Annotated in this window: 27 protein-coding genes; 13 read left to right on the top strand and 14 right to left on the bottom strand. The window is 59.3% G+C overall.

Annotation, left to right across the window (positions count from 1 at the left end):
• Positions 1 to 5: 5 nt before the first annotated feature.
• The 7 genes from ACI3K0_RS21935 to ACI3K0_RS21905 all read left to right on the top strand — a co-directional run bounded on the left by ACI3K0_RS21935 (position 6) and on the right by ACI3K0_RS21905 (position 8,385).
• On the top strand, positions 6 to 2,237 hold the full coding sequence (locus ACI3K0_RS21935; protein WP_404946257.1) for an ABC transporter permease: 2,232 nt from the start codon (positions 6 to 8) through the stop codon (positions 2,235 to 2,237).
• Positions 2,234 to 3,292 (top strand): ABC transporter ATP-binding protein, encoded by a 1,059-nt coding sequence (locus ACI3K0_RS21930; protein WP_206828241.1) that lies wholly within the window; start codon positions 2,234 to 2,236, stop codon positions 3,290 to 3,292. The genes ACI3K0_RS21935 and ACI3K0_RS21930 overlap by 4 nt, the downstream gene beginning before the upstream one ends.
• 10 nt (positions 3,293 to 3,302) lie before the next feature.
• A complete protein-coding gene (locus ACI3K0_RS21925; protein ID WP_148142980.1) occupies positions 3,303 to 4,124 on the top strand; it encodes an inositol monophosphatase family protein in 822 nt (273 codons plus the stop codon).
• A gap of 105 nt (positions 4,125 to 4,229) precedes the next feature.
• Positions 4,230 to 5,534 (top strand): sn-glycerol-3-phosphate ABC transporter substrate-binding protein UgpB, encoded by a 1,305-nt coding sequence (ugpB, locus tag ACI3K0_RS21920; RefSeq protein WP_148142979.1) that lies wholly within the window; start codon positions 4,230 to 4,232, stop codon positions 5,532 to 5,534.
• 68 nt (positions 5,535 to 5,602) lie between these two features.
• Entirely contained in the window at positions 5,603 to 6,484 is an 882-nt protein-coding gene (gene ugpA, locus ACI3K0_RS21915) for a sn-glycerol-3-phosphate ABC transporter permease UgpA (RefSeq protein ID WP_404946256.1), read from the top strand.
• 9 nt (positions 6,485 to 6,493) lie between these two features.
• Positions 6,494 to 7,342 (top strand): sn-glycerol-3-phosphate ABC transporter permease UgpE, encoded by an 849-nt coding sequence (gene ugpE, locus ACI3K0_RS21910; protein ID WP_148142977.1) that lies wholly within the window; start codon positions 6,494 to 6,496, stop codon positions 7,340 to 7,342.
• Positions 7,342 to 8,385: a sn-glycerol-3-phosphate import ATP-binding protein UgpC gene (locus ACI3K0_RS21905; protein WP_183687066.1), complete on the top strand. Its 1,044-nt coding sequence runs from the start codon at positions 7,342 to 7,344 to the stop codon at positions 8,383 to 8,385. Before ugpE ends, ACI3K0_RS21905 begins: the two co-directional genes overlap by 1 nt.
• 25 nt (positions 8,386 to 8,410) lie before the next feature.
• Here ACI3K0_RS21905 and ACI3K0_RS21900 read toward each other — a convergent pair whose 3' ends face one another.
• From ACI3K0_RS21900 to iolG, 10 genes are all read right to left on the bottom strand, one after another.
• Entirely contained in the window at positions 8,411 to 9,202 is a 792-nt protein-coding gene (locus ACI3K0_RS21900; RefSeq protein WP_404946255.1) for a TIM barrel protein, read from the bottom strand.
• Positions 9,203 to 9,226: 24 nt separating this feature from the next.
• The gene (gene iolB, locus ACI3K0_RS21895) at positions 9,227 to 10,024 is read right to left on the bottom strand and encodes a 5-deoxy-glucuronate isomerase (RefSeq protein WP_183687062.1); all 798 of its coding nucleotides are present in this window, start codon (positions 10,022 to 10,024) and stop codon (positions 9,227 to 9,229) included.
• A 23-nt stretch (positions 10,025 to 10,047) separates the two neighbouring features.
• Positions 10,048 to 10,944, bottom strand: a complete 897-nt coding sequence (gene iolE / locus ACI3K0_RS21890) for a myo-inosose-2 dehydratase (protein WP_404946254.1) — start codon at positions 10,942 to 10,944, stop codon at positions 10,048 to 10,050.
• 10 nt (positions 10,945 to 10,954) lie between these two features.
• Complete coding sequence (gene iolD / locus ACI3K0_RS21885) at positions 10,955 to 12,787, bottom strand: 3D-(3,5/4)-trihydroxycyclohexane-1,2-dione acylhydrolase (decyclizing) (RefSeq protein ID WP_206828232.1); 1,833 nt, start codon at positions 12,785 to 12,787, stop codon at positions 10,955 to 10,957.
• Positions 12,784 to 14,709: a 5-dehydro-2-deoxygluconokinase gene (gene iolC, locus ACI3K0_RS21880; RefSeq protein ID WP_206828231.1), complete on the bottom strand. Its 1,926-nt coding sequence runs from the start codon at positions 14,707 to 14,709 to the stop codon at positions 12,784 to 12,786. Before iolC ends, iolD begins: the two co-directional genes overlap by 4 nt.
• A gap of 5 nt (positions 14,710 to 14,714) precedes the next feature.
• Positions 14,715 to 15,839, bottom strand: coding sequence for a Gfo/Idh/MocA family protein (locus ACI3K0_RS21875; protein ID WP_404946253.1), 1,125 nt, complete (start codon positions 15,837 to 15,839; stop codon positions 14,715 to 14,717).
• Positions 15,840 to 15,849: 10 nt separating this feature from the next.
• A complete protein-coding gene (locus ACI3K0_RS21870; protein ID WP_148142969.1) occupies positions 15,850 to 16,629 on the bottom strand; it encodes an ATP-binding cassette domain-containing protein in 780 nt (259 codons plus the stop codon).
• A 2-nt stretch (positions 16,630 to 16,631) separates the two neighbouring features.
• Entirely contained in the window at positions 16,632 to 17,738 is a 1,107-nt protein-coding gene (locus ACI3K0_RS21865) for an ABC transporter permease (protein WP_148142968.1), read from the bottom strand.
• Between the two features lie 67 nt (positions 17,739 to 17,805).
• A complete protein-coding gene (locus ACI3K0_RS21860) occupies positions 17,806 to 18,729 on the bottom strand; it encodes a sugar ABC transporter substrate-binding protein (protein ID WP_148142967.1) in 924 nt (307 codons plus the stop codon).
• Positions 18,730 to 18,874: 145 nt separating this feature from the next.
• Positions 18,875 to 19,864, bottom strand: coding sequence for an inositol 2-dehydrogenase (gene iolG, locus ACI3K0_RS21855; RefSeq protein WP_148142966.1), 990 nt, complete (start codon positions 19,862 to 19,864; stop codon positions 18,875 to 18,877).
• Between the two features lie 168 nt (positions 19,865 to 20,032).
• Between iolG and ACI3K0_RS21850 the strand changes: the two genes are divergently transcribed.
• A complete protein-coding gene (locus tag ACI3K0_RS21850; RefSeq protein WP_148142965.1) occupies positions 20,033 to 21,055 on the top strand; it encodes a LacI family DNA-binding transcriptional regulator in 1,023 nt (340 codons plus the stop codon).
• A 989-nt stretch (positions 21,056 to 22,044) separates the two neighbouring features.
• On the opposite strand, the gene ACI3K0_RS21845 is transcribed toward ACI3K0_RS21850, so the two are convergent.
• Positions 22,045 to 22,248, bottom strand: coding sequence for a hypothetical protein (locus ACI3K0_RS21845; protein ID WP_148142964.1), 204 nt, complete (start codon positions 22,246 to 22,248; stop codon positions 22,045 to 22,047).
• A gap of 304 nt (positions 22,249 to 22,552) precedes the next feature.
• Positions 22,553 to 22,744 (bottom strand): hypothetical protein, encoded by a 192-nt coding sequence (locus tag ACI3K0_RS21840; protein WP_148142962.1) that lies wholly within the window; start codon positions 22,742 to 22,744, stop codon positions 22,553 to 22,555.
• 211 nt (positions 22,745 to 22,955) lie between these two features.
• On the opposite strand from ACI3K0_RS21840, the gene ACI3K0_RS21835 reads away from it, so the two are divergent.
• The 4 genes from ACI3K0_RS21835 to ACI3K0_RS21820 are packed head-to-tail and all read left to right on the top strand — an operon-like array spanning position 22,956 to position 24,138.
• Positions 22,956 to 23,087 carry a hypothetical protein gene (locus ACI3K0_RS21835; protein ID WP_404946252.1) on the top strand — a complete coding sequence of 44 codons (132 nt, stop codon included), beginning with the start codon at positions 22,956 to 22,958 and terminating at the stop codon, positions 23,085 to 23,087.
• Between the two features lie 59 nt (positions 23,088 to 23,146).
• A complete protein-coding gene (locus ACI3K0_RS21830; RefSeq protein WP_404946251.1) occupies positions 23,147 to 23,389 on the top strand; it encodes a hypothetical protein in 243 nt (80 codons plus the stop codon).
• Positions 23,390 to 23,407: 18 nt separating this feature from the next.
• A complete protein-coding gene (locus tag ACI3K0_RS21825; RefSeq protein WP_404946250.1) occupies positions 23,408 to 23,812 on the top strand; it encodes a hypothetical protein in 405 nt (134 codons plus the stop codon).
• A 50-nt stretch (positions 23,813 to 23,862) separates the two neighbouring features.
• Positions 23,863 to 24,138 carry a BON domain-containing protein gene (locus ACI3K0_RS21820; protein ID WP_206828220.1) on the top strand — a complete coding sequence of 92 codons (276 nt, stop codon included), beginning with the start codon at positions 23,863 to 23,865 and terminating at the stop codon, positions 24,136 to 24,138.
• Positions 24,139 to 24,214: 76 nt separating this feature from the next.
• On the opposite strand, the gene ACI3K0_RS21815 is transcribed toward ACI3K0_RS21820, so the two are convergent.
• Positions 24,215 to 24,493, bottom strand: coding sequence for a hypothetical protein (locus tag ACI3K0_RS21815; protein WP_404946249.1), 279 nt, complete (start codon positions 24,491 to 24,493; stop codon positions 24,215 to 24,217).
• A 324-nt stretch (positions 24,494 to 24,817) separates the two neighbouring features.
• Between ACI3K0_RS21815 and ACI3K0_RS21810 the strand changes: the two genes are divergently transcribed.
• On the top strand, positions 24,818 to 24,973 hold the full coding sequence (locus ACI3K0_RS21810) for a hypothetical protein (protein WP_183687111.1): 156 nt from the start codon (positions 24,818 to 24,820) through the stop codon (positions 24,971 to 24,973).
• A 182-nt stretch (positions 24,974 to 25,155) separates the two neighbouring features.
• Here ACI3K0_RS21810 and ACI3K0_RS21805 read toward each other — a convergent pair whose 3' ends face one another.
• A complete protein-coding gene (locus tag ACI3K0_RS21805) occupies positions 25,156 to 25,335 on the bottom strand; it encodes a hypothetical protein (RefSeq protein ID WP_206828218.1) in 180 nt (59 codons plus the stop codon).
• Positions 25,336 to 25,548 lie beyond the last annotated feature (213 nt).

The raw sequence follows: 25,548 nt of genomic DNA, 5'->3' as shown, positions 1-25,548 counted from the left end.
GAACCATGAACAATCGCAATCGCAGACTGGATATCGTGCTGGCGCTTGGCGCTGCCGCGATGCTGCTCCTTCCCTGGTATCGAATCGAACAGGGGTTTTATGCGTTTACCTGGCTTTCCGATTTCCCCGGAGAGCCTGCGGCAGCACCCGGTTTCCTGCAGATTTTTCTGCATGGCCGTGTCTGGTTGATCGCGGTCCTTCCAGCTTACGGATTGGCGCTTGCAGCGCGGTTCATTGTCGATCCAATGCGGCGTGGCAAAATGCTTGCCCTTGCCGGTGGTTTCGGCGTCGCCTTGCTTGCCCTGCAGGGTCTGGCGATCGGGGCCACCGGTTTCACCTGGACAATTAGCGAAACGGTCTTTGGTCCGCTTGCCGACGGCCAACCGTCGATGGGAGCGGGTGCGGTTCTTTCCGCCATCTGCTTCGTGCTGATGTTTGCCTTCGGCCTTGCCGAACGGGGCGTCATGCGCGGTGATGCCTTCGTGGTCGCCACCATTTCCATGCTGGTCTTCCTCGTCGCCGTCTTCGTGTTTTATCCGATCGGTTCGATGTTCATCGGTGCCTTTCAGGATTTCGACGGCTCGGTGAGTTTCGACGGTTTTTCCCGCAACATTGTCGATCCATCGATCTGGAGCCTCGATTGCGTCCTTGGCGGCGCGCGTTGCGGCGTGGCATGGCGCACGCTGTTTCTGGCCATCATGACGGCGGCGGGTTCGACAGCACTTGGCCTTGCCTTCGCGCTTGTCGCCACCCGCACGCGCTTTCCCTTTAAGAAGGGCCTTCGGCTTCTGACCATTCTGCCGATCATCACGCCGCCCTTCGTCATCGGCCTTGCCCTCACCCTCCTCTTCGGCCGTGCCGGCATCGTCACGCAGGGTCTGTCTTCGACATTCGGCATCGAACCGAGCCGCTGGCTTTATGGCCTGACCGGCATCTGGATCGCACAGGTTCTGTCATTCACGCCGATTTCGTTTCTGGTGCTGATCGGCGTGGTCGAGGGCGTCAGCCCGTCGATGGAGGAGGCTTCGCAAACATTGCGGGCCGATCGCTGGCGCACCTTCTGGCGAGTGTCCTTGCCGCTGATGAAACCCGGTCTCGCCAACGCATTCCTGATTGGCTTCATCGAAAGCATGGCTGATTTCGGCAATCCGCTCGTGCTTGGCGGCAGCCACGGCGTGTTGTCGACTGAAATCTTCTTTGCCGTCGTCGGATCGCAGAACGATCCGGCCCGTGCGGCCGTGCTCGCCATGATCCTGCTCGGTTTCACGCTGTCGGCCTTCCTCGCCCAACGCATCTGGCTGTCGGGCAAGAATTTTGCCACCGTAACCGGCAAGGGCGATAGCGGCGCCCATATCGCCCTGCCCCGGCTCCTGTCGATCGGCGTACATGCCGTGGTTATTCCGTGGATGATCTTCACGCTCGTCGTTTACGGCATGATCCTGTTCGGCGGTTTCGTCAAAACCTGGGGTCTCGACAACAGCCTGACGCTCGCGCATTACGCCAAGGCCTTTTCCATCACCTTTCGCGATCGCTCGCTGGTCTGGACCGGCGTCGCCTGGAACTCGTTCTGGACGACGATGGAAATAGCGTTGATCGCCGCCCCGCTGACAGCGATCGTCGGCCTTGCCACGGCTTACGTGATCATACGGCAGAAATTCGCCGGGCGCGAACTGTTCGAATTTGCGCTAATGATGAGTTTTGCCATTCCCGGCACGGTCATCGGCATCAGCTACATCATGGCCTTCAACCTCCCGCCGCTGGAAATGACCGGGACGGCAGTGATCCTAATCGCCTGCTTCGTGTTCCGTAACATGCCGGTCGGCGTGCGCGGCGGCATCGCAGCGATGAGCCAACTCGACAAGAGCCTCGACGAAGCCTCGATGACCCTGCGCGCCACCAGTTTCCGCACCGCCCGCAAGGTCATCCTGCCGCTTTTGCGTCCCGCCATCACGGCCGCACTGGTCTATTCCTTCGTGCGCGCCATCACCTCGATCAGCGCCGTCGTGTTCCTCGTCAGCGCCCAGTACAACATGGCGACATCCTATATCGTCGGGCTGGTGGAAAACGGCGAATACGGCGTCGCCATCGCCTATTCCTCCATGCTGATCGTGGTGATGATCACCGTCATCACAGGGTTCCAGCTTCTGGTCGGCGAGCGGCGATTGCGACGCGAGAACCGCATTTCGGCGTCCCGCGTCCGCCTTCCGACTGCTCAGGCCAAGGAGAAAACCGCATGAGCAAAAATGCCGGTTCGGTCACGTTCCAGAATGTTCGCAAATCCTTCGGTTCCTTCACGGCCATCCATGACCTGTCGCTGACGGTTCAGCCCGGTACGCTGGTGACGCTGCTCGGCCCTTCCGGCTGCGGCAAGACGACGACGCTGCGCATGCTCGCAGGTCTGGAACACCCGACCTCGGGCCGCATCCTGATCGGCGGCAAGGATGTGACCATGCTGCCGGCCAACGAGCGCGACGTCTCGATGGTGTTCCAGTCATATGCACTGTTTCCGCATATGAACTCGCTAGACAATGTCGCGTATGGCCTGGAATCCACCGGTCTTTCGAAAAAGGATGCGCGACAGAAGGCGGAACACGGGCTCGAACTCGTCGGCCTTGCCGGCATGGGCGGCCGGCTTCCGGCAGAATTGTCCGGGGGCCAGCAGCAACGCGTGGCGGTTGCCCGCGCGCTGGTTCTCGAACCGCAGGTCCTGCTTCTCGACGAGCCGCTTTCCAATCTCGACGCCCGCCTTCGCCGCCGGGTACGCACGGAAATCCGCGAGCTTCAACAACGCCTGCAATTCACAGCCGTCTACGTCACCCACGACCAGGACGAGGCATTGGCCGTATCGGACCGGATCATCGTCATGAAGGACGGCGAGATCGCCCAGCAGGGATCACCCCGCGAGCTTTATGAAGCCCCGGCCTCGCCTTTCATTGCCGATTTTATTGGCGAAGCGAACGTTGTACCCTGCGAGATCATCGATATCAGCGGCAACGAGGCAACGATCAGCATTGGAGGCCTCCAACATGTCGTGCCGGCGCGCGGAGGAAGAACCGGCAAGAGCCAGCTTGCCGTGCGCCCCAGTGCCATCACGCTGGAACCGGCGGAAACGGCTGCCTTTCCGGGGCGGATCAGCCATGCGGCCTATCTCGGCGATCATATCGAATACGAGGCGGAAACGAGCGGCGGGACCCTGTTTATCGTGGACCCGTCGGTCGACCGCCCGCTTGCCCCTGGAACGCGCGTCGCCATCGGCTTGAAAAACCGTGGCATCGCCATTATCGCGCAGTGAGGAACGCCCCATGACATCGGAACAGGACGAGATCGTCAAACGCCACAAGCTGGCGGAAACCATCGCCGTCGAAGCCGGCAAGCTGGCGCTCGGTTATTATCAGCGGCGCGATACGCTGGTCATAGAGATCAAGGGCGACCCGCAGGATGTGGTGTCGATCGCTGATCGCAACGTCGAGAACCTGATCCGGGAAAGAACGGGGGAGGCCTTTCCCGCCGATGGTTTTCTCGGCGAGGAATACGGGCTGACCGTTGGCGATAGCGGTTATACCTGGGTGGTCGATCCAATCGACGGCACCAGTCCTTTCGTACACGGGATGCCCAACTGGTGCGTCTCGATCGCCGTTCTCTATAAGGGCGAGCCCGTGATCGGCGTCATCCATGTCCCTTGCCATGACGAGCTTTATTCGGGCGCTTCCGGCATGGGCGCGACGTTGAACGGTAGGCAGCTGGAGCTCGAGAGCACCAAAACGATCCGTAACGCCGTGACCGGCATCGGCGCCAACCATCATGTGACGCCGGCATCGGTCGGGAAGATCGTCGAGGATCTGCTGGCAGGCGGCGGCAATTTCGTGCGGCTCGGCTCGGGCGCGTTAATGATTGCGTATGTCGCGGCCGGTCGTCTCGTGGGCTACTACGAGCCCTATATGCATGCTTGGGATTGTCTCGGCGGCTACTGCCTCGTGCGCGAAGCCGGCGGCTGGTTCCTGCCATTTCCAAGCGAAGGCGAAAGGTTGACGAAAGGCGCGCCGGTTCTGGCAGCCGGTCCAGGCGCGATTGAGGACCTATGTCGGATCGCCGGCATCGGCTCGGATGGCGTTGCCGCCGCCTGATCGCGCACCATGTGAATATACGCTGCAAATGACGGGACCGGGGAGGGTTCCGGAAATACCGCCGGACGTCGGCAGGCCAATTCATGGAAAGGGAGGAAATCGACCATGAAAACCGCTTTCGTATCAGTTCTTTCAACCGCAGCCTTGGCTCTGATGGCATCGAGTGCGCTCGCCGCCACCGAGATCTCGTGGTGGCACGCCATGACCGGCGCCAATAACGAAGTCGTCGACAAATTGGCCAAGGAGTTCAATGAAAGCCAGTCCGACTACAAGATCTTGCCGGTCTTCAAGGGCACCTATCCGGAAACGCTGAATGCCGGCATCGCCGCCTTCCGTGCCAAACAGCCACCGGCCATTATCCAGGTCTTCGATGTGGGAACCGGCGTGATGATGGGCGCGCAGGGCGCCGTAGTCCCGGTGGCGGAAGTGCTGGAAAAGGGCGGCTTCAAGTTCGACAAGGCCCAATACCTGCCCGGTATCGTCTCCTATTATTCGAAACCGGACGGCACGATGCTGTCCTTCCCATACAACTCATCCTCGCCGATCCTCTATTACAACAAGGATGTGTTCGAGAAGGCAGGGCTGAATGCCGATACGCCACCAAAGACATGGCCGGAAGTCTTTGAGGCGGCAAAGAAGATCAAATCGAGCGGCGCCGCCAATTGCGGCTTCACCTCGACATGGCTGACCTGGATCCAGACCGAGAACTTTGCTGCATGGAACAATCTCTCCTATGCGAGTGACGAGAACGGTCTCGGTGGCACCAACGTGAAACTCGCCTTCAACTCCGAGCCCTTCGTTAAGCATTTCCAGTCAATCGCAGATCTCGCTAAGGACGGCACCTTCCGCTATGGCGGTCGCACGTCGGAAGCCAAGCAGCTGTTCACTTCCGGTGAATGCGGCATCCTGACGGAATCCTCCGGTGGTCTTGGCGACATCATCAAGTCCAGTATGAAATACGGTATCGGCCAGCTGCCCTATTACGAGGGCGAAGGACGGCCGCAGAACACCATTCCGGGCGGCGCAAGCCTGTGGGTATTCGGTGGCAAGAGCGATGCGGAATACAAGGGTGTCGCCACCTTCTTCAATTTCCTGTCGCAGACAAAGATACAGGCCCGTCTGCATCAGGTCTCCGGCTATATGCCGGTCACGATGGCGGCTTATGAAGAGACCAAGAAATCCGGTTTCTACGACAAGAATCCGGGCCGCGAGACCCCGCTTCTGCAGATGATGGGCAAGGCGCCGACCGAAAACTCCAAGGGCGTTCGCCTCGTCAACCTGCCGCAGGTGCGCGACATCATGAACGAGGAGTTTGAGGCGATGCTCGCTGGCAAGCAGGACGCCAAGGCCGCTCTCGACAAGTCCGTCGAACGCGGTAATGCGGCGATCCAGCAGGCGCTTGGGAACTGACATCGGTCTTTGCCGTCCGCATGAGACAAACATGCGGGCGGCTTTCCTGATCCTCAAGGAGCCTGCCCGTGCAAAGCACCGTCTTTCCGAACAAGATCCTTCCCTATTTTCTGGTCGCCCCGCAGATCGTGCTGACCATCGTCTTCTTTTTCTGGCCGGCCAGCCAGGCGCTTTACCAGTCGGCTGTGCGGGAAGACCCGTTTGGGCTGCAAAGCACGTTTGTAGGCCTTGCCAATTTCACGACGATCCTGTCGGACGCCAATTATCTCCATGCGCTGCGCGTCACCGTCGTCTTCAGTATCGCCACGGCCGTGCTTTCCATGGGCATCGCGCTGCTGCTCGCGACCGCCGCAGATCTCGTCGTGCGCGGCAAAGGCTTTTACCGCACGATGATGATCATCCCCTATGCGGTGGCGCCCGCGGTCGCCGGCATGTTGTGGCTGTTCATGTTCAACCCGGCCATGGGCACATTCGCCTATATCCTGCGCCGCAACGGCATTGCCTGGGATCCGCTCCTGAATGGCGATCAGGCCATGGCGCTGGTCGTGGTGGCCGCTGCGTGGAAACAGATCAGCTACAATTTTCTGTTCTTCGTCGCCGGCCTGCAGGCGATCCCGAAATCGCTGCTGGAAGCGGCGTCCATAGACGGAGCGCGCGGATCTCGTCGGTTCTGGACCATCGTCTTTCCGCTTCTGGCGCCCACCACCTTCTTCCTGCTGGTGGTCAACACCGTCTACGCCTTTTTCGACACCTTTGGTATCATTCATTCTGTCACCGGCGGAGGTCCGGCCAGAGCTACGGAAACGCTGGTCTACAAGGTCTATAACGACGGTTTCGTGAACCTCAATCTCGGCTCGTCGGCCGCCCAGTCTGTCATCCTGATGGTCATCGTCATTGCGCTGACCGCCTTCCAGTTCCGCTTCGTCGAGCGGCGCGTGCATTATGCGTGAGGTGAAAAGATGATCGAAAACAGACCGATTGCGAGCCTGATGGCGCATCTGATGCTGATCCTTGGCATCATCATCGTCGCCTTCCCGATCTATTACACCTTCATCGCCTCGACGGCGCCATCAGGCGCCATCATCAGGCCGCCGCTGTCGCTTCTGCCGGGCGGTCACATGGTAGAGAATTATTCGGAGTCCATTTCCGGCGGCGTCGAGCGTGTCGTCGGCGTCAGTCTCGAACGACTGCTGTTCAACAGTTTTGTTGTCGCGGTCGCCATTGCCATTGGCAAGATCGTTATCTCTTTCCTGTCGGCTTTCGCGATCGTGTTTTTCCGCTTTCCCTTCCGCATGGGCTTTTTCTGGATGATCTTCATCACCCTCATGTTGCCGGTAGAAGTGCGCATCCTGCCGACCTACAAGGTGATCGTCGATCTCGGCCTGTTAAACACCTACGCGGGCCTCACCTTGCCGCTGATGGCATCGGCGACGGCCACCTTCCTGTTCCGGCAATTTTTCCTCACCATTCCCGGCGAGATGGTGGAGGCCGCGCGCATCGACAATGCCGGACCATTTCGCTTCATGAAGGATATCCTGCTGCCGCTGTCGATGACCAATATCGCGGCGCTGTTCGTAATCCTGTTCATCTACGGATGGACGCAATATCTCTGGCCGCTGCTTGTTACCGACAGGGCAGACATGAACACGATCATCATCGGCCTGCGCCGCATGGTGGATTTCGCAGATGCTTCGACACCGTGGAACTACGTGATGGTGACGGCGATCCTGGCAATCATTCCTCCCGTCATCGTCGTTGTGCTGATGCAGCGATGGTTCGTCAAGGGGTTGGTGGAGACCGAAAAGTAATGGCAACGATTGAACTGAACGACGTCCGCAAGACCTATGGCATCAATATCGAGGCGATCAAGGGCGTATCGCTCGATATCAAGGATGGCGAGATGATCGTGCTGGTCGGCCCATCGGGCTGCGGAAAATCCACGCTTCTGCGTATGGTGGCCGGGCTCGAAAGCATTACCGGCGGTGACGTGACGATTGCCGGACGGCGCGTCAACAATCTGGAACCATCGGAACGCGATATCGCCATGGTGTTCCAGAACTATGCGCTTTACCCGCATATGACCGTTCGCCAGAATCTCGCCTATGGACTGAAGAACCGCAACACGCCGAAGGACGAGATCGACCGGCGTATCACGGAAGCCGCCCGCGCCCTGGAAATCGAACCGTTCCTCGAACGCAAACCCCGCCAGCTCTCTGGCGGCCAGCGCCAGCGCGTTGCCATGGGGCGTGCCATCGTGCGCAAACCGGCGGCCTTCCTTTTTGACGAACCGCTCTCCAATCTCGATGCGAAACTGCGCGTGCAAATGCGGGTTGAGATCCGGAGGCTGCAGCGCTCGCTCGCCACGACCTCGATCTATGTGACCCATGACCAGATGGAGGCGATGACGCTGGCCGACCGGCTGGTGGTGCTGAATGCAGGACAGATCGAACAGGTCGGAACGCCAATCGAGCTCTACGAAAAACCGGCTACGACTTTTGTCGCGACCTTCATAGGTTCTCCATCGATGAACCTGATGAAGCTTGGCGATGGCTCAGCGTGGACAGGAGGAGATCGATCCGGGTTGCCTAATAACGCTGCCACTATCGGGATACGGCCCGAGGACCTCGTTATCGCTAAAGGATCCTCGCCTACCGGATTCAGCACCAGGGTGGAGGTCGTCGCAGTAGAACTCGTCGGAGCAGAAAGCTACGTCCATGGCGTGGCTGAGGACGGCAGCGCGATCGTCTTTCGCGTGTCAGGCAGGTCGATAATCGCAATCGGAGAAACGCTAGATCTGATCGCCGACCGCGAGCGGTTTCACTTGTTCGACCAGCAGGGCAAGCGGATTTAGCAACGACATCCGTATCAGGCAGCATTCATGCTGTGTTCAAAGTGAAAGCTGTCCGAAATGCCCCAAGCGCTTTTTCGGCATCGCCTTTGGCATAGGCTTCCAGACCGACGGGCCCGCGATATCCCATGTCGTTAAGTTTCTGCGCGATCATGGAATAATTGATTTCTCCGGTTCCCGGCTCGCAACGCCCCGGCACGTCCGCCACCTGCACCTCGCCGATCCATGGCAGGCACTTGCGGCAAGTCTCGATCAGGTTTCCCTCGCCGATCTGCACATGGTAGAGGTCGAGATTGAGCCTGAGGCGAGGGTGATTGACGCTAGATACCAGCGCCAGCGTCTCCTCGGCCCGGCCGAAGGGCGTGCCGGGGTGATCGACGGGTAGATTGAGGTTTTCGAGCGTGAACACCACGCCCTCTTCCTCGGCCATGTCGGCAATGCGCGCCAGCGTATCGCGCGCCTTCAGCCACATCCGCCCCGTCACCACCTCGCTGGGGCACACCGGAAGCCCGCCTTCGCCGAGCCCCGTGCCGTGCAGGTTGAGACGGGCGACTCCAAGCCGTTTGCCCACCTCAGCCGTCGCGCGCGCCGAGCGCAGCAGCTCGTCGGCGCCCTCGTCGTCGGCTAGCCGTCCGGTCAGATAGCCGTTCATGATCGAGAAGGTGGCGCCCGAGCGTTCGAGCGCGATCAGATCGTGCTCCGGCCAGTTCCACAAGCCCACTTCGAAGCCCATCTCCTTGAGCCGCGCGCAGCGCCATTCGATCGGCCGGTCGCGCCACAGCATCTCCGCGCAGGCGGCCAGTGTAAACGGTTGATCCATTGTGAATGTCCGTGTTTTGAGAGGTCAGCGCATCAGGTGTTCGACGGGCTGAGCCGCCACGAACCGCCATTTGCGCAAGGGGCCGGCCATGACGTTGAGGTAGTACATCTCGAACCCGTGCACCGCGCCGCAAGGGTGGTGTCCGCGGGGTACGCAGACCACGTCGCCGTCATGCACCGCCATCGTCTCGTTCAGTTGCAGGTCGTCGGTATAGACCCGCTGGATGCCGAACCCGTCGGCCGGGTTGAGGCGATGGTAGTAGGTCTCTTCCAGATAGGTGATGCGGGGAAAGTCGTCCTCGTCATGCCGATGACTCGGGTAACTCGACCAGTGGCCGGCCGGAGTGAACACCTCCGTCACAAGCAAGCTGTCGCAATAGTCCTCGTTTTCCATGGCGATATTGTTGATGTAGCGGGTGTTGGTGCCCTCGCCGCGCTGGGTAAGCGTGATGCCGTCAGGCCCGATGCGCCGCGCCTGGTGACCTTGCCTGCCCGGCGCCGTACACACCGCAATGATGCAATCGGTCTTGGCCGACGCCTTCCAGTCGCTGCCATCGGGCAGATAGAGGCAATGCGGCGGCGTCTTCTCGAATACGTTCATGCGTTCGCCGAGCACACCCCAATCACGGCCCGCTCCCTCGAATGTCGCCTTGCCTTCTACCATGACCAGAATGACTTCCCTGTCACCGGTCGCCTCCGCCGCCGTCTCCCCTGCTCTCAGGTGGTAGAGCGAGAAGCCGACATAACGCCAGCCGGCACTCGCCGGCGTAATCTCGTGAACCTTGCCATGACGGCCGAAGGGGCGATGGAGAAGATGAGGCATCGGAAACTCCTGGATTTATAAGGTCAGACGAGGCCGGTTCCGGCAGCAGCAGCCTTCAGCGTCTTCAGGCCGAGCGACTGATACTCGAAGGGGTTGCGTATATCGGGATCCTGCTCGGCCTCGATGACGATCCAGCCATCGTAGCAGGCATCTTTCAGGATCTGCAGCAGAGGCTCGAACTCGACCCCGCCTTCCTCGTCTCCCGGCACGGTAAACACGCCGGCCCGAACGCCATCCATGAAGGACAACCCCTCCTCGCGCACCTGCCGCATCACTGTCGGCCGCACGTTCTTGGCATGGAAATGACTGACCCGGTCGACGTAACGAGACAGGACCGGCGACGGATCGCGGCCGTTACCGCCAAAATAGCAATGACCGGCATCGAAGAGCAGCCGTGTTTCGGGACCTGTCACCGCCATGAAGGCGTCGATCTCTTCCGGTGTCTCGACCACGGTTCCCATATGATGGTGATAGACGAGCTTGATGCCCTGGCTTGCCGTGAACGCAGCAATCTCCTCGACCTTGCCGCCGAAGGCCTTCATCTCCTGATCCGAGAGCACCGGGCTCTGCGACAGCGGCGCCTGCAGGCCCTGCACACTGTTGGAGGTCTCGCAGACGATGCAGACCCTGCAGCCATTGTGCTTGAGCTTATCGAGATGCGGCTGAATCGCCTTCTTCTCTTCCTCGACGGATTGCACAAGAAGGTTCAGCGAGTACCAGCCCGAAACGAAGGCGAGGCCGTAAGAACCGAGCAGCTCCTTGAGCGCCTGCGGATCGTCCGGCCAGCGATGGCCGTTCTCGATACCGTCGAAGCCGATCTGGCTCGCCTCGCGAAGGATCTGTTCAGTCGGAATGTTGGCGCCGAGGCTCTGGTCGTCGTCGTTTGCCCAGGCGATGGGATTGGTGCCGAAGCGGATCATTTCTCTTCCCTCAATTCACGGTGTTCTGCTTGGCGGCGCTTGTCAGATAGCGCGCATAGGCCTGTTTGAGTTTTTCGGTGGTTCCAACTTCCGGCACGGCGACATCCCACCAGTGGCCGGCATCACCGAAGCCCGGACCGTCGGTCGGATCGGTGTCGATGACGATGACGGTCGGAATGTCGCGATCCCGGGCCGCGGCGATCTGGACCTCCAGATCGGCAATATCCTTTGCCTTCACGGCAAAGGCCCCCATGGAACCCGCATGGGCGACAAAATCGATCTCGGGCTGCTGCTCTATATTGCAGTCCTTGTAGAGATTGTTGAAAGCCTCGCCGCCAGTGCCGCGCTGCAGCCGGTTGATGCAGCCATATCCGCGGTTATCGGTCAAAACGATGGTGAACGGCACCTTGCGCATGACGGCAGTCGCCAGTTCCGAATTGGCCATCATATAGGATCCGTCGCCGACGAAGCAGATCACCTCGCGCTCCGGCCGCGCCAGCTTCAGCCCTATGGCGCCGGCAATCTCGTAGCCCATGCAGGAATAGCCATATTCCATGTGATAGCCACCCTGGCTCGGCTGCCACAGAAGCTTCAGCGCCCCCGGCATGGTGCCGGCTGCACACATGGCAATCGCCCTCTCATCCGTTGCCCGTTGTACCGCGCCGATGACCTGCGCATCGTTGGGCAAACCGGCCCCGGCGAGCACTGCGCAATGACCGTCGACGGCGGCAAGCCAGGCACTCCGCAAGGCGGCATCCGGTTCGGGCGCACGGTGGGTGCCGAGTTTTCCGGAAAGCGCCGCCAGCGCCACTTTCGCGTCGGCAACAAGGCCGATCGCGCCGTGCTTGTCGGCATCATAGGCCTGCACGTTGATGGAGACGAGCTTGCGGCCGTCCGCCTCGAACAGCGACCAGGAGCCGGTGGTAAAGTCCTGGAAGCGCGTACCGACACCGATGACCAGATCCGCCTTGCGGGCAAGCGCGTTGGCGGCAGCCGAACCATCGACACCGGCTGCGCCAAAGTTCATCGGATGGTTTTGGGCAAGCGCCGACTTGCCGGCCTGGGTCTCGATCACCGGAATGGCATGGCGCGTGGCAAAGTCGGCGAGATCCTCTTCCGCACCGCTATAGATCACCCCGCCTCCGGCGACAATCACCGGATTTTTTGCCGCGCGAATAAGCTCAGCTACGGCTTCGAGGTCATGGGCGTCGGCTTCCGGCCGGCGGATCCGCCAGACCTTCGGCTCGAAAAAGGCTTCTGGCCAGTCATAAGCTTCCGCCTGCACATCCTGGCAGAAGGAGAGCGTCACCGGCCCGCAATTGGCCGGATCGGTCATCACCCGCAGCGCCCGCGGCAGAGCGGTCAGTAGCTGTTCCGGCCGGGTTATGCGATCGAAATAGCGGCTGACCGGGCGGAAGCAGTCATTGGCCGATACCGTACCGTCGTCGAAATCCTCGACCTGCTGCAAAACCGGATCAGGTCGGCGATTGGCGAAAACGTCACCCGGGATCAGCAACACCGGCAACCGGTTGACATGCGCCAGCGCTGCCGCGGTCACCATGTTGGTGGCGCCCGGACCGATCGACGAGGTGACGGCCTGGACGCGCTGGCGTTTCTTCGCCTTTGCATAGGCGATCGCGGCATGCGCCATCGTCTGTTCGTTCTGGCCGCGCCATGTCGGCAACCCGTTACCGGCCTTCTGCAGCGCTTCGCCGAGCCCGGCGACATTGCCATGGCCGAAGATCGCCCAGATCCCGTCGACGAAACGTTCTCCCTCTTCGGTCATCTGTGCGGCCAGCCATTTCACCATGGCCTGCGCCGCCGTCAGTCTGAGCGTGCTCATGCCGCCTTCTCCCCTGCCTTTTGCCGCGCCGCGTCCCAGATCTGGCAGAGACGCTCGTAACGTCCGGCCATGTCCTCCACCGCTTGCGCATCCCTGATCTCATCCGCCAGCCAACGCCGTGCGGCATCGCCAAAAATCGTGCGGCCGACGGCAAATCCCTTGACCAGATCGAACCTTGCCGCGACCTCGAAACTCGCTGAAAGTTCGGCTTCCGGCGCATCAAGCCCCAGCACGACGATGCCGCGCGTGAACCGGTCATGCGCCTCGATGGCGGCAATCGCATTTTTCCAGCCGGCCGCAGTCTTCATCGGCTCCAGTTTCCACCAGTCGGGATAGATGCCGGCTGCATAGAACTGACGGATCAGCGTTGCGACCGTATGATCGTCGGTCGCCCCCACCTTTGAGGGAATGATTTCCAGCAGGAACTCCAGCCGGTTGCGCCGCGCCGCCTCGAACAGCCGCTTGACCGTCTGTTCCTGTGCCGCGCGTGTTTCTGCATCGTCATCCGGATGGCAGAAGCACAGAACCTTGACTACATCCTCACGCGCCCATTCCGATAGCGTGCCGCAATCCGTGCCAAGCTCGGGCTCCAGCGTCAGTGGCCGCGAACCCGGCCACTCAGCGGGACGTCCGATCCACAGGCCCGACCCTGAAGCGCGATGCAGCGCCGAACGGCCGATACGGCTGTCGCAGAGAATGCCGTAACCGGGTTTGCCCGCCTGCACGCGAAGCGCGGCCTGCAAGCACAATTCCTTGAATGCCGCTCCCTTCTGCAGCGTATAACCGGGCATCTGCTCCAACTGCACGCGGTGGTCGAAGGCGAATACCCGCATGGTCGACCAGTCGCCATCGACGCGCCTCTGCCGCGTGGTCGACCAGTGCAGCTGTTCGAGCTCGGGATCATTGCGCAGATCAGGTCGCAGGACACCGCGCTTGAGAAAGAAATGCAGTTCCTCGAGGCTAGGATAGGCGGGCGTGCAGCCATGGCGGCTAACCGCAAACGCACCGCAGGCATTAGCGAATTTGAGCGATGTCGGCCAGTCCTCACCCGTCATCCAACCGCGCAATAGCCCCGAGAAGAAGCCGTCACCGGCGCCCAGAACATTGAAGACCTCGATCGGGAACCCCTGCCCGCTCTGCCCTTCGTCGAGACTTGCGGGAACGGCGTGTTCGAAGGAGACCGCCCCGAGCGGGCCGCGCTTGCAGACCAGGGTCGCAGCGCTGACGGCCCGCACCGCCCGAAGCGCTTTGACCGTATCGGTCGAACCGCCGGCAATATGGAATTCCTCTTCCGTGCCCACGATCAGGTCGAACAGATTGAGCGTCGTCTGCAGCTTGGCCGTCACCTCGGCGCTTTCGACGAACCGGCTTTCCCCATCGCCGTGACCCGCAACACCCCACAGATTGGGGCGGTAATCGATATCGAGCGCGGTGCGCAATCCGTGCTTGCGCGCCAGCGTGAGCGCCTTGATCACGGCGGCTTCCGTACGGCTGTTGCTCAGATGCGTGCCGGTGACGACGACGGCACGCGCTGAGGCAATGAAATCCTCGTCGATATCGTCGTCGCAAAGCGCCATGTCGGCGCAGTTTTCCCGGTAGAAGATTAGCGGAAACTGCGTGTCGTCGCGAATGCCGAGGATGACGAGCGCCGTCAGCCGGTCGGGATCGGTCTTCACGCCTTCGGTCGAGACCCCCTCGCGCTTCAGCTGTTCGAGAATGAAACGCCCCATGTGCTCGTTTCCGACCCGGCTGATCAAGGCCGTCTTCAATCCGAGCCGAGCGCTCCCACAGGCGATGTTGGTGGGTGAGCCGCCGATATATTTCTCGAACGAGCCCATATCCTCCAACCGCCCGCCGATCTGCGCGCCATAAAGATCGACGCCGGCGCGGCCGATCGTGATAACATCGAATTTCTTCGTCACGGCTTTTACCTTTCGATACGGACAACGCTACCGTTGGAGGCCGCCATGGCGTGGATGATCCGTTCGATCTCCAGGCCGTGGGCGAAATCAGGTCCGGCATTCGCCCCGCCGGCGATGGCGCAGAGCAGGTCGCGCGCCTCAATGACCTTCTGTTCGTTGAAGCCGAAGTTGTGGCCCGGCGCCGGGCAGAAGGCGGCAAAGTCCGGCTGGTCAGGTCCGGTCAGGTGGCGCACGAAACCTGCTTCGCCTGCCTTGTGCACCCAGAGCTCGTTCATGTTCTCCTGATCGAACACGAGTGTGCCTTCGCCGCCGTGCACTTCCCATTGCAGCCGGCATTTGCGGCCGCGAGCGACGCGCGAGGTAGCGAACGAGCCATGCGCGCCGGAGGCGAAGCGCAGCATCGCGAGCGCGCTGTCCTCGTTTTCGACCGGCTTCGGCCCGTCCGGCGACGGACGCGTGGGAACGGCGACCTGGGTCTGGGCGACCAGTTCGGTCACCGGGCCCATCAGCGCCAGCATATGGCTCACGAGGTGGCATCCGAGGTCGCCGAGCGCGCCAAGACCACCGCCTTCGTGAGTCATCCGCCACGACCACGGGAGGTGCGGGTCGGCGGAATAATCCTCGTCATAGACCCCGCGGAAGGCAAGCGGGCTGCCGATCGCACCATCGGCGATCCACCTGCACGCCGCCTGGAATGCGGGACTTCTCAGATAGTTGTAGCCGAGCATGGTGGCCTGGCCCGGATAGGCTGCGGCGGTCGCCGCCATCGCTTGCGAATCGGCAAGCGTCAGTGCCATCGGCTTTTCCAGCCAGACATGTTTTCCGGCTTTCAATGCTGCCTCGGCCATCGGGCGGTGCATGCCGTTGGGGGCGGTGATCGACACCACGTCCACCTTCGGATCGGTGACAGCTTCCTCCCAATGAGCGGTGGCGCGGGCAAAACCGAACTGGTCCGCGAACTTTTGGGCGCTTTCCGTTGTGGCGTCGGAGAGGATTTCGAGCCGGTGATGCGCACCGCCGAAAACGGCGGCGACATTGCGCCAGGCCATTGCGTGGCATTTGCCCATAAAGCCGGTGCCGATCAAGGCGATGCCAAGCGGACGATCCGGCAGAGTTGCAGTCTGTACCATAAAAAACGCCTCAGATCGTACCGCCGAGCGAGCCTTCCAGCTCGGCCATTTCCTGTCCGCCTGCCATCATGTCCTGAAGCTGGGCGGGGTTGATCTCGCCCCGCGTGGCGGTGCCGAGTGTCTGGCCACGGTTCAGAACCGTAAACCGGTCCCCGACCGCCATCGCGTGACGGACATTGTGGGAGATGAAGACGACGCCGATACCCTGCTCACGCACGCGGTTGATCGTGGCAAGAACGTTGGCAGTCTGGCGCACGCCGAGCGCCGAGGTCGGCTCGTCGAGGATGAGCACTTTTGCCCCGAAATAGACAGCGCGGGCAATTGCAACAGTCTGCCGTTCGCCGCCCGAAAGCGTGCCGACAGCCTGGTCTGGACCACGCAGGTTGATGCCCATCTTGCGCATCTCCGCCATGGTGATCTCGTTGGCGGTATCGATATCGAACCGCTTGAAGATGCCCCTGCCCTTGGTCGGTTCGCGCCCCATGAAGAAATTGCGCGTCACCGACATCAGCGGGATCATGGCGAGATCCTGAAACACAGTGGCGATACCTGCTTCCATTGCATCGCGCGGGCTGCCGAAGGAAAGCGGTTTTCCTTCGAAGGTGATGGTTCCCTCCGTCGGCTTGTGCACGCCCGACATGGTCTTGATGAAGGTGGATTTGCCGGCGCCGTTATCGCCCAGAAGACAGTGGCACTCGCCGGCACGCACGTCAAAGGTGACACCGTTGAGTGCAATGACATTGCCATAGTGCTTCTTGATGTTTTCCATATGGATGATCGGTGCGGACATTTTTAACGCTCCCCGGTCACACGTCGACGGATGACGTTGTTGAAGATGACGGCGAGCAAAAGCATCGCGCCGAGGAAAACCTGGAACCAGTCCTGGTCGAACTTGGTGTAGGTCAGGCCGATCGTGACCATGCCAAAAATAATGGCGCCGAAGAATGCACCGATGGCTGAGCCGTACCCGCCGGTCAGCAGGCAGCCGCCGATAACGGCCGCTATAATCGCCTCGAACTCCTTCATGAAGCCGCGGCGAGCATCGGTGGAACCGGCATCTATGACGGTGATGATGGCGACGAGTGCGGCGGCCATGGCGGTCAGCATGAACAGCGAGATCTTCACACGACGGACAGGCACGCCGGAATTTTTAGCCGCGAGCGCATCGCCACCGGTTGCAAAGATCCAATTGCCGATGGGCGTGCGCAGGAGGATGTAGGTTGCGATCGCGGAAAAGGCGACGAACCAGATGATCTCGACCGGAATGCCCGGCACTTTCGGCACGCCCGACTTGAAGCTGTCGACGATGCCCGCTTCCACCAGCCAGCGCATAATGAAACCAAAGGCATCACCGGAGAAAATCGGCGCCAAAAAATCGCCTTCCACGGCTTCGCGAATGCCGCGCAGCTGGGTCGAACCGCCTGTGAAAAGTTTGAGGCCAACGAGCGCTGCCCCACGTAGCACGAAAAGGCCGGCCAAAGTGACGATGAAGGACGGCAGGCCGGTGCGCAGCACGATCATGCCGTTGGTGGCCCCGAGTGCGGCGGCCAGAGCGAGCGTCAGCGGGATGGCAATGATAAGCGGCATGCCGACATTGACGGTGAAAACGCCAAAGACCATACCGGCAAATGCTACCATGGAGCCGATCGACAGGTCGAATTCACCACCGATCATGAGCAGCGCCGCCGCGATGCCGAGAATGCCGAGCTGGGCGGCAGGCGTCATGAAATTCATCACGCCCGACAGGGTAAACATCGTCCTGTCGGCAGTGATCATGAAGAAGATTGTCACGAGGACCACGCCCCCGATTGCGCCAAGTTCCGGCCGTTTCATGAGTTTGGCGAGAAGAGGCTCGGATTTGATGCGCTCGTCACTATGCGCCAGCGTGTCTGTCGACATGGGTCTGTCTCCTGGAGGCGATGGCCGGGCCGCGGCGAAAGCTGCGGCGGCCCGGAGGAGGATTTGCTTAGCGGATGCCTTTGGAGGACAGGTCGATGACCTGCGCTGCGGTTTCCTTGGTCACGAGGTTCGGACCGGAAGCGACGTCACCACCGGGCATCAGCCCGTATTGCGCATGCAGCGCCAGGAAGGAGACTGGCAGGTAGCCCTGCAGATACTGCTGCTGGTCGATCGAAAATGCCGCCTTGCCGTCCGCGATATCCTTGAGGAAACCGGCAGACATATCGAAGGTAGAGATTAACACCTTGTCGCGACCGAGTGCCTGGGCCGCCTTGACGGCAGGTTCACCCACCAGAGAGGCATTGAGCGACAGAATGACATCGAGATCCTTGTCGGATTCCAGCGCCGCGCGCACCTTGGATTCGACCTCGGTCGGGTCATTGGTGGTCGGCAGTACCTTTACTTCCTTGCCGAAACCTTCGGCGAAACCGGCGCAACGCTGGTCGAGTGAGACGTTGCCGACCTCCTGGTTGACGCAGATAGCTTTCTTGCCGCCCATCTCCGCGAGCCTGCCTCCGGCAACCTTGCCGGCATCGAATTCCGACTGGCCGACGTGCAGTTTGGCGCCCAGCTTGTGGGCAACATCGGAGCCGGAATTCATCGAGATGACCGGAATGCCGGCATCGACGGCGCGCTTGATCGCCGGACCAAGCGCGTCGCCATCCGGTATCGAAACCACCAGGCCATCGGGATCCTGATTGACGGCGGCGTCGATCAGTTGGCCCATGGCCACCATGTCAAAAGTTTCCGGCGAGCGGAACTCGACATTGACGCCGGTATCCTTGGCGGCCTTTTCGGCGCCGTTCTTGACCACCGACCAGAATGGGTCGTTGGCCTGGCCGTGCGCGACGACGATGATATCGGTGGCGAGCACCGGGGTGGCGGCGGCAACGAGCGCAATCGTCGCTGCGGCTGCAAGCAATTTCTTCATGACTTCCTCCCAGTTGAATACCGGAACGCCACTCCCAGGCGTCCGTCATCCGGTCATGCGGGACCGGCACCGAAAGTCCGCGGCACACTCCCCTGCTCCGCAGCAATCCTTTTTCGCGCCGGCATAGACCGGCGTATGTGACCAATCAGGCCAGCGAAACCGTCTGGCCGGATTTTGCCGATGCGGTCGCGGCCTCGGCCAGCGCCAGCGCGGCAACACCATCCTTGAGCGACACGGGAATGGCAGCCCCATCGAGAATGGCAGCGACAAACGCATCCCATTCTGCCGCATAGGCGCGCATATACCGTTCAAGGAAAAAGAATTCCGGTTTGGCGCTGATCACGCCCTGCTTCGTTGCCTTCGAGACCGTATTTTCAAGCACGTTCCCGGCAGAGAGCAGCCCTTCGGAGCCGAGGACCTCTACCCGCTGATCATATCCGTAAACTGCACGTCGGCTGTTCTTGATTACGGCAATGCGGCCATCGGCATAGGTGAGCGTCACCACGGCAGTATCCACATCACCAGCCTTGCCGATCTCGGGATCGACGATCGAGGTGCCGGCGGCGTGCACCGTCTTCGGCAGATCGCCCATCAAGAAATTCGCCATGTCGAAATCATGGATCATCATATCGCGGAACAGACCCCCCGACACTTTGACATAGGCCACTGGCGGCGGGGCTGGATCGAAGGACGTGATTGACAGTAGTTCAGGCTTGCCGATCTCGCCTGATGCAATGGACGCCTTGATCGCGGAAAAATTCGGATCGAAACGACGATTGAAGCCGATCATGACAGGAACATTGGTCTTGATCACCGCATCGAGGCAACGCTGCGCCCGTTCCAGCGAAAGGTCGACAGGCTTTTCGCACAGCACGGCCTTGCCGGCGGCGGTCGCCTTTTCGATCATGTCCGAATGGGTATCCGTCGAGGTGGCGATCAGCACCGCATCGATCGAGGCATCCGACAGGATCGCCTCAGAACTGGTGGCCTTTGCGCCATAGGCATCCGCCAGCGAACGCGCCGCGACCTCGTTTACATCCGACACGGCAGCTAGCTGGCTGCGGCCGTTACCGACAATGTTTATGGCATGCACGCGACCGATGCGGCCCGCGCCGAGCAATCCGATTTTCAGCACTCTCATCCTCCCGAAAGGCGTCTCTCGACTGCCTTGGATTTGACCATTGCAATTTTTGCTCGCGCGAGCAATAGCAATTTGCACGCGGGGGCAAATTTATTTCCCGAGGGCTCAATAAAAACGCTATGTATGGGATGAACCGACCCACAGTGGATTCGGGAGAGAGCTATGGCCGACGGAAAGAACCCTGCATTTGCGGGAAACATCACTGCCGACGATGTGGCGGCCGAAGCCGGCGTTTCTCGCTGGACGGTCAACCGCGCCTTTCGCAAGGACGCGTCGATCTCGCCCAAGAGCCTCGAGAAGGTGCGGATCGCTGCTGAAAGGCTCGGCTATGTTCCGGATCTGCGAGCCTCCAGCTTGGCTTCAGATCGTTCCAATCTGGTGGCACTGCTGATCGATGATTTCGCCAATCCGCATAAACTCGTGATGATGGAACGACTGACGCGCATCCTGCGGCGCGAAGGCTGGGACATACTTCTTGTCAACACGCTGGATCGCGCAGATGCAGGCCATGCCCTTCTCAACGCAAGCCAGCGAAGGGTCGATGCCGTGATCCTGATCGGTATCCAGTTCGACGACGAGGTTCTGGATACGGCGCTGCATGCGCGGCGTTTTCGCAAGCTGATAATTTTTGCTCGCACGTCGCGCAATCCAAATACGATCTCGATTGCGGTCGATGATGTTCATGCCATGAAGGAAATCGCCAACTATGTGCATGCGCGTGGTTTCCGCAGCCCGCTTTTTCTCGCGGGCCCGCGAACATCTTCCGCGCATCTGCTGCGCAAGGAGACGTTTGTCGACTACTGGCGCCTGCATTTTGGCAACGAACCGGAAACCATTTCCGTGACGGCCTACGATCCAGCGCTTGCGGGAGGCATAGTCGAAAATGCGCTGGCCGGTCGCAACAAGGCGACGCTGCCGGATATCCTCGTTTGCGAGAACGATGCACTCGCTATCGGCGCCACAGATGTAATCCGCCATAGGCTAGGCTTGCGTATTCCTCAGGACATAGCAATTACCGGGTTCGACGACGTGCCGCAGGCGGAGGGCGCCAATTATCGCCTCACGACATACCGCCAACCGTTGACCGATATGGCCGAATATCTCGTAAAAGTTCTCGGCAGTGAGGAAAACCGCGATTTCGACAAGCTATTTCAAGGCAGATTGATGATCCGCGAGAGCGCGTGATACACGCTTTTTTGCTCAATCCCGAGATGCACGAACTGAATAGCCCCTAGCATCGAAATGTTCTACAACCCGAAACGCCAGCACGTCAGAAACGGAATGCCTCGCCCGTCGAGTTCGAGGAGTGGCAGTAAATCTAACCCGAGGGTATCTACGAAACTCGGGGCTATTCACGTATGCGTCTCCTGCATACATAGTGTTCGGCGGCCTTAGCTTACGGACCTTTTTGCGTTGAGGGAACCAATCGACGCAATCGCCGCTGTTGCTGCACGCTCTGGCTTCCCCCTTGCCCAGCGGCTCAAACTAGACCCCGCTGCACCCTTCCTCCCCGACATCGCGGCGGGGTTTTCATTTATCAAAATTTGCTCGGAACAAATCGCAAAAAGTCGTGGTTTCGTGGACAGCGGATGCCTTCGCATGGACGTCGGCTGTCCGTGTACTGCTCCCCTCACCGGCATAGTCCGGTCGGGTTGCGGCAACCAGAACACAAGAAAACAGCGAACCCGCATGGCATACAGCAGACTACGCACTCTAATCATGGCTCTTGGTCCACGCGCATTCAAAAGCTTGCCCGATGGTGTCGGGTTAAAGACAGCGATCCAAGCTGCGAACGAAGGTCTGGTCGAAGCTGATGGCGAATTCTCTGCCACCTCGAAATATCGACTGACGGCAGCTGGCATCGCTAAAAAGACCCTATATGGCGGACCTAGAAAGCAAAGATCCACGTATCCGGTACAAAGCTGAGTTCCGCTCGGTTTCCCAATACAAGGAGACCTCATGCCTATCTCGCTGGCGGCCAGCCGACCAAAGCCCAACAACAGCAAAAGCCTGTTACGAGATATCGCAGTTTGATCTTGGCAGTCATGTCAGTTGTGTTCGTTGTTGTTGGTGTGCTGAGCGTTTGCGTCCTGTCCGTCACAACGGCCTGACAAGCGTCACTCTGTTTGCATCGAGCACCCGCAACCGTTCGAGGACAGCTTCGATCGTTTCCATTATCCTTCTCGTTGAAACGATGGCGTCCAGCCACGAGCAGCACCATGGCTGAGATACAGGCTTGCCGTTTCAAGCTGCTCACACAGGAATTCAGCATCGGCAATGACCGATCGCAGAGCCGCCAGCGCATTGCCACCGAAGGCATCCAAAACTGCCTGAGCCTGATCGATCTCAACTTCTTCGACGCGGTGAACAGCGGACATAACAGCCTCCAAATAGGATTATGTTCCTGGTATGTTCTCATTATGCGATGGAGTCAACATGGATGAGGACAATCACTTGTAAGCTATTGCAACTTCTCGCATCTTTCCGCTTACGGTTCGTCTCTGGTAAATTATGGAAAATGGGGCAATTGCATGTACTCCACGGCTTTTGAAGCGCTAGAAACAGCCGATCTTGATCTGCTCAGGACGGTACTCGAAGATGTGCGCTTGGACTTTGGCTTGCCGGTTTTCGCGGCTCTGAAGAACTCAAAGCCATGCTGAAGCCAATCGACCTCCATCTCTGTCAGTGACGAATTCGGGACTTGATGCGGGCGTTCATCAGAAGCTCTTGCTTTGTAGCGAACATCCCGAATAGCTTGGTCAGACGCAATTGCTCATCGCTCGTCAGTTTATATTTTAGCGCAAAATCAGTGATCGTCATCACCTCTTGAGCGCCTTCTATTTTCAAATCAGCTTTATCAATATGCTTTGACAACTAACCACTCCCGCGTTCGCGTTGATAACGCGCGGACGCCCCCGGCGTTGCGGTACGATATCGTACCAAAGGCTTGCATCGGAGTGGAGATTGGCGGCGCTTACCGCGAATATTCGAAGAGCATACATTAAGGCTTACTTATCAACGTGAATAATAATGGGGCGGGATAAAATATGCGTTTGGAGAAGACGCATATTGTGGACCTACCAAGGTGAGCCGTTCACCAGCGCCCGATATCGGCGATTACGTCGGGTTCGTTTACATAATCCGAGACCGGCACACCAACCGGGCCTACATCGGCAAAAAGACGTTCTCTGGTTCACGAAGATCCTGCCGCCTTTGAGGGGCCACACGCGGAAGCGGAAGAAATGGTCGTTCCTCACAACAGGCGATCTGACCGAAGTGGGCGACTTCGTTGCGGGCGTATTCTCACCCCTCGCCCTAATCTGCCTCTTCTTTTATCTCGATGTGAAAAAGTCCAGTCTGCACGTCGATCCTGTCAAGGGCGGTGGACCGCCGATGGAAGAGCATTGCTTAGCGGTTCGCAATCACGCAATGTCACAAAAATCCGGTCTCGTCGCTTCTATCAGTGAAACGTCCTTGAAGGAGGTCATGTGGGACTCAATGCGCGTGAGCGATGAATGACATTGCCGCCACATAGGCATGTTCGCCCAATTCCACCTGTACGCAATCATAGCCCTTATCATCGCTGTCGTCGTCCTTGGTAGCGGCTGGTACATCTCTCACCGCGTCTCATCGGCTGAGATCAACAACCTCAGTCAACGCAATGTCGTTCTGACCAGCGCTGTCGAACAGAACGAACGCACGATCGCCACCTTGATTGCCGATGCGCAGGTTCTTGCTGCGTCAAATCAAAAGCTCACCAGCCGGATTGGTGCCGCCAGAATGGAGCATGTCGAAGCGTGGCACACGATCGATGCGCTGGACCTGGAGTTCGATACCGGCGATGCGGCTGTGCTAGAGGCGCGTGCCAACGACACTTTCGCCGCATCGATCGATGCACTCAGGATGCGACAAGAAAATAGTCTCATCGCGACAGGAACATAAACGTCGCACAACGGTTTGTTCATCGTGCATTCATGTTCGAGGACAACAAAATGTTTCTTTCGACCCTTCAGCCTTCCGCCACTTTCGAATTCGCCCGCGATCACGGCATCTCCATGGAGAAGACGGCGATCGAAACCGAACTCAGCTATCTCGCCAATTTTGACGGCAGAGATTTATCGGTCGAAGTGACAGGCGATTACATCGTGCTCGAAGGCGTTGTTCACTCATCCAGCGATCAGGCCCGCGCCCTCCGCGTCGCCCGTGAAATCGTCGGCTATGACCGCGTTCTGTCCCGCATCATCATCGTCGGCGAAGCTGCCGCCTAGTCGGCGCTGTATTCGAATAAACGAAAGCCCGCCATAACGCGCGCGGGCTTTCTCGTTTCAGGCTGTGGCTCGATGATCAGCCGATACGGCTCTCGATGATGTATTTCGCGATATCGGCGAGAATGGCGTGAGGCACATACTCATCTGTCATCAAGCCGTGCAGCGTCTTCAGAGCTTCGGTGCGGACTTCGGCATCATCGATCTGTTCAGCTTCTTCAGCCTTAACAGCGTCCGTGAAGACGGTGGAAATCGCGGCGGTGTTTGCTGTGGTCCGCTTCAGTTCGGTGGCATCAGCGTTCCTCGCAGCTATACCCCTCTCCAATGCCGTAAGTGCAGCCAGAATGCGTCCCGGCACGCGATAGTCTTGTTCCGCTCGAATGAGCGTTTGGCTTCGTCAGCTAGGAATTCACCTTTGTTCAGCCATTCGAGGGCGTTTGCATCGCGAACTAGCTTGCCCTCGGCTGGCGGGGTTTCAGATCAGATGGGTGGAGCGAAAGGATTTTGGGCCTTTGAAAAAATCTTCTGAAAATATGATTTTGTAGGGAAAAGGTTGGCTGACAGGCGGCTAATCTCGCCTGTCTCTGTGGCGTGTTGGTATTTATGAAATCGGCGGGCTAAGCTAGGCAACTAATATGGGCGTCGTCCGTTTTTGCGTCGTCAAAAACAGCAAGGATCAACGATGAGCACTGGAAGCCAAGCACGTTCGCGCATGTACATTTTCGTCGCTGCAATCTTTGTGTTGGGCCTCATGCTTGCGGGCTATTACACATTTTTCCAGACGCCCGGTGAGATCAACGATGCGCCCGCTTCAGAGGTGGTAAACCCGAAGTCGTAAAGCATTCTGAGAATTGGTTGCTGCTCACCCACGATCCGAAGATCATATATCGCCCGTCACCGGAGGCTCTATGCTAGGTCAGCTTAACGGAGCCATACGATGCGCCTGACGATCTACAACTTTGTAATGTATGCTTATTTGGTGCTCGTGGAGGCATACGTCTACGTCTTCGGAACCGCGTTTTAGCGGACGTCGTAGCCCCAAATCTTCAGGGTGGAAGTGTTGCCACCGGTGTAGGTGGTCGTTCCGGCTGTATCGTTAGACATTCTAACGAACAGGAACGGATCAGCTGGCATCGTCGCGTCATAAGCGATCCGGACCACCATGCGCCAAAATCCACCAGCATCTTGTGTCACCGTCATGCTTCGATGAACCTGTGCAGTGCCATCATCGCCGGTTGTGCGGGCACAGCGCCTGTCGCAAGGTTGATGCCGTATTTCATGGAAGCATAGTTGCCGCCATTCTTGCTAATCTCAACGACGCATTCCTTGTCTCTGTTCCGCGTGCGATGCTGACCGAGTATTCTTTTGCCATGCTCGCAAGGGAGATCGATGAAGTAATCAGGATTTGATGGC

Origin of the sequence: Rhizobium sp. ZW T2_16, assembly GCF_044987325.1 — a bacterium.
GTDB lineage: Bacteria > Pseudomonadota > Alphaproteobacteria > Rhizobiales > Rhizobiaceae > Neorhizobium > Neorhizobium cellulosilyticum.
This window is presented reverse-complemented; position numbering and strand designations above follow the sequence as displayed.

Coding starts and splice junctions, on each gene's coding strand:
- ACI3K0_RS21805 (WP_206828218.1), bottom strand. CDS start 25,335: ATGACGGTGACACAAGATGCTGGTGGATTTTGGCGCATGGTGGTCCGG.
- ACI3K0_RS21850 (WP_148142965.1), top strand. CDS start 20,033: ATGGCCGACGGAAAGAACCCTGCATTTGCGGGAAACATCACTGCCGAC.
- ACI3K0_RS21905 (WP_183687066.1), top strand. CDS start 7,342: ATGGCAACGATTGAACTGAACGACGTCCGCAAGACCTATGGCATCAAT.
- iolD (WP_206828232.1), bottom strand. CDS start 12,787: ATGAGCACGCTCAGACTGACGGCGGCGCAGGCCATGGTGAAATGGCTG.
- ACI3K0_RS21935 (WP_404946257.1), top strand. CDS start 6: ATGAACAATCGCAATCGCAGACTGGATATCGTGCTGGCGCTTGGCGCT.
- iolB (WP_183687062.1), bottom strand. CDS start 10,024: ATGCCTCATCTTCTCCATCGCCCCTTCGGCCGTCATGGCAAGGTTCAC.
- ACI3K0_RS21900 (WP_404946255.1), bottom strand. CDS start 9,202: ATGGATCAACCGTTTACACTGGCCGCCTGCGCGGAGATGCTGTGGCGC.
- ACI3K0_RS21825 (WP_404946250.1), top strand. CDS start 23,408: ATGTTCGCCCAATTCCACCTGTACGCAATCATAGCCCTTATCATCGCT.
- ACI3K0_RS21870 (WP_148142969.1), bottom strand. CDS start 16,629: ATGTCCGCACCGATCATCCATATGGAAAACATCAAGAAGCACTATGGC.
- ugpB (WP_148142979.1), top strand. CDS start 4,230: ATGAAAACCGCTTTCGTATCAGTTCTTTCAACCGCAGCCTTGGCTCTG.
- ACI3K0_RS21820 (WP_206828220.1), top strand. CDS start 23,863: ATGTTTCTTTCGACCCTTCAGCCTTCCGCCACTTTCGAATTCGCCCGC.
- iolE (WP_404946254.1), bottom strand. CDS start 10,944: ATGATCCGCTTCGGCACCAATCCCATCGCCTGGGCAAACGACGACGAC.
- ACI3K0_RS21845 (WP_148142964.1), bottom strand. CDS start 22,248: ATGTCCGCTGTTCACCGCGTCGAAGAAGTTGAGATCGATCAGGCTCAG.
- ACI3K0_RS21865 (WP_148142968.1), bottom strand. CDS start 17,738: ATGTCGACAGACACGCTGGCGCATAGTGACGAGCGCATCAAATCCGAG.
- ACI3K0_RS21925 (WP_148142980.1), top strand. CDS start 3,303: ATGACATCGGAACAGGACGAGATCGTCAAACGCCACAAGCTGGCGGAA.
- ACI3K0_RS21860 (WP_148142967.1), bottom strand. CDS start 18,729: ATGAAGAAATTGCTTGCAGCCGCAGCGACGATTGCGCTCGTTGCCGCC.
- ACI3K0_RS21930 (WP_206828241.1), top strand. CDS start 2,234: ATGAGCAAAAATGCCGGTTCGGTCACGTTCCAGAATGTTCGCAAATCC.
- ugpE (WP_148142977.1), top strand. CDS start 6,494: ATGATCGAAAACAGACCGATTGCGAGCCTGATGGCGCATCTGATGCTG.
- ACI3K0_RS21875 (WP_404946253.1), bottom strand. CDS start 15,839: ATGGTACAGACTGCAACTCTGCCGGATCGTCCGCTTGGCATCGCCTTG.
- ACI3K0_RS21810 (WP_183687111.1), top strand. CDS start 24,818: ATGAGCACTGGAAGCCAAGCACGTTCGCGCATGTACATTTTCGTCGCT.